We start from the raw sequence: 7,455 nt of genomic DNA, 5'->3' as shown, positions 1-7,455 counted from the left end.
TTGGAGTATGCGCCGGAACACGGAGAAAGAAAGAAGCAGTTATTGAGAATGGACGCGGAACAACAGCAGCTTTACAACATTATCCGTCAATAACCACTGGGTGTCCCGTTGGCGAAGTCAGGAAAAAGAGTATTTCTCCCGCACCGTGAAAAAAAAGGTTGCCGCATTGGCCAACGAGGATTTGCACCGTTTGGCCATGAAACTCCTGGAATAAATCGGTATTTTCCCGCCGGATTTTTGGTGTCCATATAGGTGTCCAGCGGCTATTAAAAATGACTAAACTGGTCTAGACACCCGACAACTTTATTTTTTCAGCATACTTTGAGATAAGTGGCGCCAATTTATCGGCTTCGTCTTGTGCTGCTTTCATTGCTTCGACAATTTTATTGCATTGGCTAAAATATGCGTCCCAAATCTTTGCATCTAGGATTTTTTCTATCGGTAAAGGCGATATTTGCCCCCACCTCTCGTATTCTTCCAGACGGTGAAATCTTCCTTCAAAGCCTTCCGTTGCGGAATGTTTTTTCCGCATCCATTCGTGCCAGTTTTTGTTGCCTTTGGATTGATTGCATTTGCCACAAGCAGGGACGAGATTCCTAATACAAGTATAATAACCCGTAGGTTTGCGGTTCTCGACAAATGGCTTAAGATGGTCCCATTCTGTATGTTTCCCGCCGCAATAGGCACAATGAATATTACGTTCGTCCATTCCGAGCCTCTGTAACACATCGCGCACTTCCACATCTGTTGGGACTATATATGGCATAACCGCAGCAATAAAAGCATTTGTCATGCTGCTGGAACGCCCAATTATGCTTGGTTTGGTGGGCATACGGAAAATGTGTTTTGACAGCTTCATTGTAAATCGCTCCGATTAATTGTCAATGTCTTCATGCGCGAATTTCTCCTGCGGTTTTTTCGGCTAGGGCGGCTATGGCGGAGGCGGCTTTTAACGGGTCCGGCAGACCGGATGCCGCGAAAGCGTCTGACATTTTCTGCAAGGACTGCGGTTCGGAAATAAGGCGGGCGATGGCTTGCTCCAAATCTTTGGACAGATTCGGCGATTCCAAAATCACTGCCGCGCAGCCGGCGCGCTCCAATACTCTGCCGTTGTCCTCCTGATGGGCCGCGACAACGGGAAGCGGAATCTGTATGGACGGTTTTTTCGCGGCGATAAGCTCGGCCAGTGTGCTTGCGCCGGAGCGGCAGACTATCAAATCCGCCGCGGCGAAGGCGGCGTGCATTTCTCCGCAGTATTCCAGCAGCTTTATGTTCGCGGACAGTTTTTGCGCCGCCAGCGCGGGATAGCCGGCTTTGCCGGCGATATGGAGGAACTGCAAATCCGGCATTCTGGCGCAGAGCGCGGTTTCCGCCGCGATGCCGGCGGTATTGAACGCGCGCGCGCCCATGCTGCCGCCGAAGACAAGAACAGTCTTTTTTTGCGGGTCCAGCCCGAAAATTTTAGCGGCTTCGCCGCGCGGGGGCAGATTGGCGAATTCCCCGCGCACCGGCGTGCCGGTTATAACCGCGTTCTGTCCCGGAACCGGCAAACCGGCGGCTATGGCGGTGGCGAATTTGGCGCAGACGCGGTTGGCCAGCCCGAAAACCGCGTTGGAATCATGTATAAGCGACGGCACTCCGTATAAACGCGCCGCCAGCACCGCCGGGAAAGAAATATATCCGCCCGTGCCGATTACAATATCCGGTTTCCAGTCCGCGATAACATTGCGCGCAATGCGCAGCGCATTTGCCAGCTTCCAGGCGAACGCCGCATGGGCCAGCGGGTTGAGGCTGCGCGGGAAGCCGCACAGCGCGGTCTGCGTCCAGGGTAAATGCGCGGCGTCAAGCGCGGCTATTGAGATGTCATTTTCTTTGACGAAAAAAAGTGTTTCCCAGCCGCGCTTTTTAAGCTCCAGCGCGGCGGCATAGCCGGGGTAGAAATGCCCGCCGGTCCCCCCCCCGGCGATAAGCGCCTTCACCGCGCCCCCGCCGGACGCCTCATGGAGATGCACAGCAGTATCCCCGTCATCGCCAGCGTGGACAGCGCCGCCGAGCCGCCGTAAGAGAAAAACGGCAGCGGCACGCCTTTTGTGGGAGTCAGCCCCAGCGACATCGCCATATTGAAAAACGCCTGTATGACAATCATCAGAATAAGCCCCAGCGCGGTCATGGAGCCGGAAAAAGTGTCGGCGTGCTTTGCGGTGCGTATGCCGCGCGCAAGCAGATACCCGAACAGCCCTATCAGCGGAATCATGCGCAGAAAGCCCAGTTCCTCGGACATTATGGCGAATATGAAATCCGTGTGCGGCGCGGGCAGGTACATCAGCTTCATCTTGGACGCGCCCAGCCCCGCGCCGAACCAGCCGCCGGAGCCGACCGCCAGAAAGGACTGGCTCAGCTGATACCCCGCCTCCGACGCCTGTTTTTGCGGCGACATGAAAGTCATCAGCCGGGTGAGCCGGTATGGGTTGCTCACCACCGCGTAGATTATGACAGGCACGGACAGCAGCCCCCATTTGGCGATGGAGCCGAACCTGGCCCCCGCCGCATAGAACATCAGGAAAACCACGGCCAGCAGCAGTATCGGAGTTCCCAGGTCCCGCCCCGCGCCGATGAGCAATAGTGTAACGGCGGTCATGACGAAAGGCCTGCCCAGCGCCAGCCCGGTCTTTTGCACCCGGCTTCTGGCCTTGTCCAGATAATCGGCGATGTAGATTATCAGCGTTATCTTGGCGAACTCCGACGGCTGTATCTGAACCGGCCCCAGCGGTATCCAGCGGTGCACGTTGGCTATCGGTTTGAACAGGAAGACGGCGGCAAGCGCGGCCCAGGCGGCATAAAGCAGATGCTCGGCGTTCACCCTGGCGCGCAGCGATTCGTAATAGCGGGCCAGGAAAAGCATCAGGGCCAGCCCCGCGGACACGAAAACAATCTGCCGCTTGAAGAAATAAAACTGGTCCCGCTTGTAGTAATCCGCCAGGAAGGCGCTGGAGGAATACATGAATATCACTCCCAGCATCGTAAGCAGCAGGGCGGTGAAAAACAGCCCCTTGTCCACCTTGTAGGGAGAATCCGCCGGATTGAGGGCGGCAATCTGCCGTCTTAGCCTTTGGCTTAAAATCATCGCAGTTTCAGCGAGGCCAGCGCGGCCAGCATCAGCATTATCCCCGCAATCCAGAAGCGGACCGTAACCTTCGTCTCGGCCAGGCCGCCAAGCTCGTAATGATGATGCAGCGGCGCCATCCTGAACAGCCGCTTGCCGCCCCGCAGCCGGAAAGAGGCCATCTGGAGGATTACCGACAGCGTCTCCAGCACGAACACGCCGCCCACCACCGGCAGCAGCAACTCCTGCTTGACGCAGATTGCCGCCACGCCTATCACCCCGCCCAGAAAAAGCGAGCTGGTGTCCCCCATGAACATCTCCGCCGGATGGGCGTTGAACCACAGAAACCCCAGGCAGGAGCCGGCCAGCGCGCCCATGAACACCGCTATTTCGCCCGCGCCTTCCACCGGCATCATTTTAAGATAGGCGGCGAATTTCGCGTTGCCCGCCATATAGGCGAAGACGCCGCAGGTAAGCGCGCATAAAATCATGTTGCCGGCGGCGAGGCCGTCCAGCCCGTCGGTAAGGTTCACCGCGTTTGACGAGCCCACCACCAGAAACATCGCCAGCGCGAAATACAGCGCCCCCAGGTCAACCGTCAACTGTTTGGTATAGGGAATGGTTACCGAGGTGGTAAAGCCTGCATTGGGCGGGTCGTAGGCCAGATAGGCCACAACCGTCAGGGCGGTTATAAGCTGGACCAGCAGCTTCAGCCACGACGGCGCGCCCGCCGGATTCTTTTTGACCAGCTTGGCGTAATCGTCGCAGATGCCCACGAAGGCCAGCAGCCCCGTGGTCCACATCAGCAGCCAGATGAAGCGGCAGTCCGGCCTGGCCCACAGCGCGACGGCGGCGACCAGCGTTATCAGTATCAGCAGCCCGCCCATGGTGGGCGTGCCGTGCTTGGCCAGATGCGTCGCCGGCCCGTTGGCGCGCTGCACCTGCTGTATTTTGTACCGGCGCAGCCTTTGTATAAGCGCGGGGCCCAGCAGCAGGCTCAGCAGGAAGGCCGTTACTATCGCGCCGCCAGTCCTGAAGGTGATGTACTGGAAGACGTTTAGCGGGCTGAAAACATGGCGCAGTTCGTGGAGATAGTAAAGCATCAGAGTTTGTCCATAATCTCTTCGAATTTCATGGCGCGGGAGGCTTTCAGCAGCACCGTCCCGCCGTTGCCCGCCGCCTGCCGGAGTTCCTCAAGCCATTCCTGCGGAGTTTGCGCGTGCCGCATTTTCCCGCCCGCTCCGGCGGCGGACAGCGCGTCGGCGCAATGCTTCATCTCCGGCCCGGCAAGGAATATCTTATCAATATCGGCGCCGGCCAGCCATTGCCCCAGTTCCGCGTGATAGCGCGCGGAATGCGCGCCCAGTTCTTTCATGTCGCCCAGCGCGGCTATGCGCGGGCGGGGATTGCCGCCGCCGGACAGCGCGTCCAGCGCGGCGCGCATGGAGACGGGATTGGCGTTGTAGGCGTCCAGTATCAGCCGGAGGCTGCCGCGCGTCTGCGTCTGCATGCGCATGGGCAGCGGCTTCCAGGAAACCAGCCCCTGCGCGATTTCCTCCCAGTTCCAGCCCAGCGCCAGCGCGGCGGAGGCCGCCGCGGCGGCATTATGCCTGTCGTGGCGCAGCAGTTCCAGCGGAATCTCATATCTGCGCCCGCCGTGCACGAGGGCGAAGCCGCCTTCCCCGGCTATGCGCACGTCCGCCTCGCCAAAGCCGAAGGTGATTCTTCTGCCGCGCCACTGGCTGTCCAGCCGGCGCAGCAGCGGATCGTCGGCATTGTAGACCAGCGTGCCGCCCGGCGGCAGGCTGGCGGCTATTTCCGCCTTGGTGCGGTAAACAGTCTCCAGGTCGCCGAAAAATTCCAGATGCGCCGGCCCCACGCAGGTTATCACGGCGGCGTCGGGCCGCACAAGCTGCGCAATTTCCTGAATATCCCCCTGCTTGGAGGCGCCAAGCTCGAACACCGCGGAGCGGTGCTCCGGCCCCATCTCCAGCAGCGAAAACGGCGCGCCGTACTGGTTGTTGAAATTGCCGGCATTTGCGCAGGCGGGCCCGCGCACGGAGAGAATGGCCTTTATCATCTCCTTGGTGGTGCTTTTGCCGTTGGTGCCGGTTACGGCGGCCACCGGGATTTTCCAGCGCAGCCGGTGCCAGGCGGACAGGCGCTGAAGCGCCTTCAGAGTGTCGGCGGTTTCAATCAGATGCCGCGGCGGCTTCCTGAATAATTTCGCCCTGCCATGCTCTATTATCGCGCCCGCCGCGCCTTTCCGGGCGATATCGTCCAGAAATTCATGCGCGTCGCGGTTTTTGCCCCTCAGCGCCCAGAAAACGGAGCCTTCCTTAACCAGCCTGCTGTCGGTGGTGAATTCATCCAGCATCTCCTCCGGGTTCAGGGAGGTCAGGCTGCCGCCCATCGCTTCGGCGGCGGTTTTCCATGTTATGGCGAGTTTCATGGCGTCTCCTATAGCGCCCTGGCCGGCAGATGGGGCGGCGGTTTCACGGCGGGCGGCAGGGCGGGCGGTTTTGGCTGGCCCGGCGCGGCCTGCTGCGTTTTCGGCTTATCCGGCGGTGCGGGCGGCGTTTCCGGCTTCGGCTGCGCCGTCTTGGCCTTGTCGGCGGCGGGCGGTGCGGGGGTTGCGCCGTCTTGTGCGGCGGGTTTGGGCGCGGACGCGCGCGGCTCTTCCGCCGGCGGCGGAGGCAGCGGTTCCTCCGGCATTATTGCGGCCATGGACAGCAGCCGCTTGGCTATCGCGGCAAAAACCGGCGCGGCGGCCTCGGCTCCGTATATCGTGGCGGGATTGTCTATGACCACCAGTATCGTGAATTTAGGCGCGGAAGCCGGCACGAATCCGCAGAAAGAAGCCACATGCCGCGACGCTGAATACCTGCCGTTTTCGTCCAGTTTCCGGGCGGTGCCCGTTTTCCCGGCAACGGTGTAGCCGGCAATCCGCGCTTTGGCGCCGGTTCCCTTTTCCACCACGCGGCGCAGCAGCGTGTTCATGGTCTGCGCCGTTTTGGAGGAGACTACGCGCCGTATCTCGCGCGGCCTGGCGGAATAGACGACGCGCCCTGCATTGTCGGTTATCCGGTCTACCAGCTGCGGCTCCATCAGCACGCCGCCGGCGGCTATGGCGGAATAGGCGGACACAAGCTGCATCCCCGTAACCGCCACCCCGTGCCCGAAGCCCGCCACCGCAAGGTCCAGCGGCTTCCATTTTTCCGGCGGGCGCAGTATTCCCTTGGATTCTCCGGGGAAGTCCAGCGAGGTTCTGGTGCCGAAGCCGTATGCCCGCACCATGGGATAGAAATTTTCCAGCCCGGTTTTCAGCGCTATCTTGGCCGAGCAGATGTTGGACGAGCGCGCAAGCACGTCCGGCACGGACAGCTCGCCTTCCGGCTCGTCGTCGTTTATGGTTACCGTGGAATTGAACTGCCACTTGCCGTCCTTGCCGCAGTCCATGGTGTCGGAGAGGTTCACCTTGCCCTTCTCTATGGCGGCGGACATGGTAACCATCTTGAATGTGGAGCCGGGCTCGTAAGTCCACTGGAAAGGCAGGCTGCGCCCGCTGCCGCGCGGCGAGGACGCCGCCGCCAGCACCGCGCCGGACGCCGGGTCCTGCACCACCGCGAAGCCGCCGGCGGCTTTGGCGTCTTTTACCGCGCGGTCCAGCGCGGATTCGGCGATGAACTGTGCCCTGCTGTCCAGGGTAAGGTATATGTCCGACGCGCCGGGAGTGCCGCCTGCGTCCGCTGCGGCCTCGCCGCCGTAGCGGTTTTTCAGGGCTTTTGAGGGCGGTGTTTTACCACCCAGAATGTCCTCGTAGAGGCGTTCAAGCCCCGAATTGCCGGCATTTTCGTAGTCCACGGCGCCCACTATGTCCCGCGCCAGGTCCTGTCCGGGATAGAAACGGGTGTAGTCCACCTCAACGGAAACGCCCTCCAGCTTTTTCGCGCGTAAGGCCTGATTCAGGCGCTCATACTCCGCCGGAGACAGTTTGCGTTTTACATAGAAAAAGTTTTCCGCCCTGCGCCATTTGTCGTAAATTTCGGCGCGCGGCATGCCCAGCGCGGCGGAAAGCGCGGCCACCAGCTCCGTCCGTTTTGCGGCCTGCTTTTTGAGGATGGCGCAGGAGTATGTGCGCAGCGATTCCGCCAGCACGACGCCTTCCCTGTCCAGAATGCGTCCGCGCGCGGCGGCCTGCCGCTCGGATGCGGCTCCGGTGCGGGCGGCCTTGCGCGCAAGCTCGTCGTGGCGGAAGGTTTGCAGGTAGAACAGCCGCAGCAGCACGGCCGCGGCCCCGGCAAGGCAGATGTATCCGCAGAGGTTTATGCGGGATTTTACAGTCGTCATCA

General features: G+C 60.6%; 6 protein-coding genes. All 6 read right to left on the bottom strand.

The genetic code is table 11. The features are described 5' to 3' along the window. Positions 1-286: 286 nt before the first annotated feature. Genes WC421_03300 through WC421_03275 form a run of 6 tightly spaced genes read right to left on the bottom strand, consistent with a single transcriptional unit; the run spans position 287 to position 7,453 of the window. Positions 287-859, bottom strand: a complete 573-nt coding sequence (locus WC421_03300) for an HNH endonuclease (protein ID MFA5161249.1) — start codon at positions 857-859, stop codon at positions 287-289. A gap of 31 nt (positions 860-890) precedes the next feature. After that, a complete protein-coding gene (locus WC421_03295; GenBank protein MFA5161248.1) occupies positions 891-2,012 on the bottom strand; it encodes a UDP-N-acetylglucosamine--N-acetylmuramyl-(pentapeptide) pyrophosphoryl-undecaprenol N-acetylglucosamine transferase in 1,122 nt (373 codons plus the stop codon). Beyond that, on the bottom strand, positions 1,976-3,124 hold the full coding sequence (locus WC421_03290; GenBank protein MFA5161247.1) for a putative peptidoglycan glycosyltransferase FtsW: 1,149 nt from the start codon (positions 3,122-3,124) through the stop codon (positions 1,976-1,978). Before WC421_03290 ends, WC421_03295 begins: the two co-directional genes overlap by 37 nt. Next, positions 3,121-4,206: a phospho-N-acetylmuramoyl-pentapeptide-transferase gene (gene mraY / locus WC421_03285; GenBank protein ID MFA5161246.1), complete on the bottom strand. Its 1,086-nt coding sequence runs from the start codon at positions 4,204-4,206 to the stop codon at positions 3,121-3,123. Before mraY ends, WC421_03290 begins: the two co-directional genes overlap by 4 nt. After that, the gene (gene murF / locus WC421_03280; protein MFA5161245.1) at positions 4,206-5,555 is read right to left on the bottom strand and encodes a UDP-N-acetylmuramoyl-tripeptide--D-alanyl-D-alanine ligase; all 1,350 of its coding nucleotides are present in this window, start codon (positions 5,553-5,555) and stop codon (positions 4,206-4,208) included. The genes mraY and murF overlap by 1 nt, the downstream gene beginning before the upstream one ends. An 8-nt stretch (positions 5,556-5,563) precedes the next feature. Then, on the bottom strand, positions 5,564-7,453 hold the full coding sequence (locus WC421_03275; protein MFA5161244.1) for a penicillin-binding protein 2: 1,890 nt from the start codon (positions 7,451-7,453) through the stop codon (positions 5,564-5,566). Between the last annotated feature and the right edge of the window lie 2 nt (positions 7,454-7,455).

It is taken from the genome of Elusimicrobiales bacterium (assembly GCA_041651175.1).
Classification (GTDB): Bacteria; Elusimicrobiota; Elusimicrobia; order Elusimicrobiales; family Elusimicrobiaceae; genus JAQTYB01.
The sequence above is the reverse complement of the archived record's forward strand: the minus strand, read 5'-3'. Positions and strand labels throughout refer to the sequence as shown.